Here is a 1,991-nt window from a genome sequence, read left to right as displayed (position 1 = left end):
GCGACCAGGTGGGCGCCGTTGCGTCGCAGGGTCCGGGCCGACGGCGCCGCCCACAGGTTCTCGTAGACCAGGATGACGGCGGCCGCGCCCGGCTTCAGCACGGTGCCGATGTCGCCCAGGTCGGCCGGGCGGTGCCGCGCAGCGAGCCCTGGGGGAACTCGGTGCCCGACGTCTGGTCCCGCCCTCGGCATGGGCCACAGCCTGCGCCGGAGGATCCGGCGTGGTGCTCATCCGTCCGGTGTGGAACCGCGGGGCCGGCGGCGACCGGGGTGGGGCGGACGTCACCGGCGTTCATTCCCGCGGCATGAGCAACTGTCCGGCGCCCGGTGTCTCAATGATCGGGATACCGCCGGGTGCGGTTGACCGGTGTCACCATCGGTAATCAGGTACTTGCAGCAGGTCAGGGTTGTTGGTCGCCGGTCCGGCCGGTCCGGTTCCGGTCGCCGCGGGGCCGGGGGACACCTGCCGGATCACTGAGCTATCAGGACTCGGGTCGGCTGATCATTCCGGACTTGAAGACGGCGACCTGCGGGTTTGCGTCCGTCGCCGATCGGGACCGCCGCACCGGAGCACTTCCGGCCGGGGCCTTGCCAGGGGTGACGAACTATGTTTCGGTTGCGGAGGTGCCAGATGCCACATTCACGTTCTGTCACCACTACCACCCGGACTGTGCGTTCCCCCGATGGTCCGGTGCCCTTGTGGTGATGCTGCCCAGACCCTGCGGCACACAGCCGGAACGAGACTGACAGGTGGCACCGGCGGGTCGTTCGAGGAGCGGTCCCGAGGGCTGGGGGAGCAGATGCGTGAATTGGCCGGCTACGAGACTTCGTTACGGGGAACCGGCGCCGACACGGCGCGGCCCCGGCTGCCGTCCGGGCAGATCTGGCGGCCCCGCCTCATCGAGGCGATCGACGCGGGCGTGCGCGGCACCGCGACGGTGATCTCCGCCGGCGCCGGCTGGGGCAAGACCGCCCTGGCCGCCTCGTGGAGCACGGCCCGCTCGCCCTCCGGTCCGATCGCCTGGCTCACGCTGAACGACGCGCACAACGACCCGGCCGTGTTCTGGTCGGACGTCATCCGGGCGATGGCGACGGTCGGGGTGGCCCTGCCGGGCAATCCGCCGGCCGCGGGCGACCTGGGCTTCCAGCGGTGGATCGGCATCGGGGCGGCGAGCCTGAGCCGGACCGTCGTCGTGGTGCTGGACGACCTGCACAGGCTGGTCGGCCCGCAGGTGCTCGACGAGCTCAGCGGGTTTCTGCGCCGCGCGCCCGCGCGCCTGCGCTTCGTGCTGTCCGGCCGGCACGCCACGGGCATCGCCCTGCACCAGTTGCGGGTCGCGGGTGACCTCACCGAGATCGGCGGCGCCGATCTCGGGTTCCGGGTGGACGAGGCGACCGAGCTGCTCACCCGGCTGAATCGCCGGATGCCGGTCGAGCAACTGGCCGCGACGGTCCGGCAGGTCGAGGGCTGGCCGGTCGGCCTGCGGCTCAAACTCCAGGTCGACGGCCGATCCCTGCCCGACCGGACCGCCGAGTCCTACCTGGTCGACGAGGTGCTGAGCGGCCAGCCGGACGCTCACCAGCGATTCCTGCTGCACACCAGCGTGCCCGACCGGATCTGCGGTGCGCTGGCCGACGCCCTCACCGGCCGGCAGGACGGGCAGCGGATGCTGGAGCAGCTGGCGCGGGAGAACGTGTTCGTCGAGCCGGTCGGCACGGGCCACTGGTTCCGCTATCACCGCACCTTCCGCTCCGCGCTGCGGCACCGGCTGCGGGTGATCGAGCCCGACAGCGCGGCGCGGCTGCATCAGTTGACCGCGCGATGGCACGCGGTCGCGGGCGACACGCTGCCCGCGCTCACCCACGCCGCGGCGGCCGCGGACTGGCAGCTGGTCGCCGAGCTGGTCGTGCGCCGGGGGTTACCGCTCTTCGCCACCGCCGACAGCGCCGACTTCGTCGAGCTGCTCGACCGGATCCCGCCGGAGCGGCTGC

At 72.5% G+C, this 1,991-nt stretch carries 2 pseudogenes; one reads left to right on the top strand and one right to left on the bottom strand.

The window, feature by feature from the left end:
* Window positions 1–191, bottom strand: a pseudogene (locus tag AB0C29_RS45780) (hypothetical protein); the annotation flags it as partial.
* A gap of 608 nt (window positions 192–799) precedes the next feature.
* Here AB0C29_RS45780 and AB0C29_RS45775 point away from each other — a divergent pair.
* Window positions 800–1,991, top strand: a pseudogene (locus AB0C29_RS45775) (helix-turn-helix transcriptional regulator); the annotation flags it as partial.

Origin of the sequence: Actinoplanes sp. NPDC048791 (assembly GCF_040650095.1) — a bacterium.
In the GTDB taxonomy this organism is placed as follows: Bacteria; Actinomycetota; Actinomycetes; order Mycobacteriales; family Micromonosporaceae; genus Actinoplanes.
The sequence above is the reverse complement of the archived record's forward strand: the minus strand, read 5'-3'. Positions and strand labels throughout refer to the sequence as shown.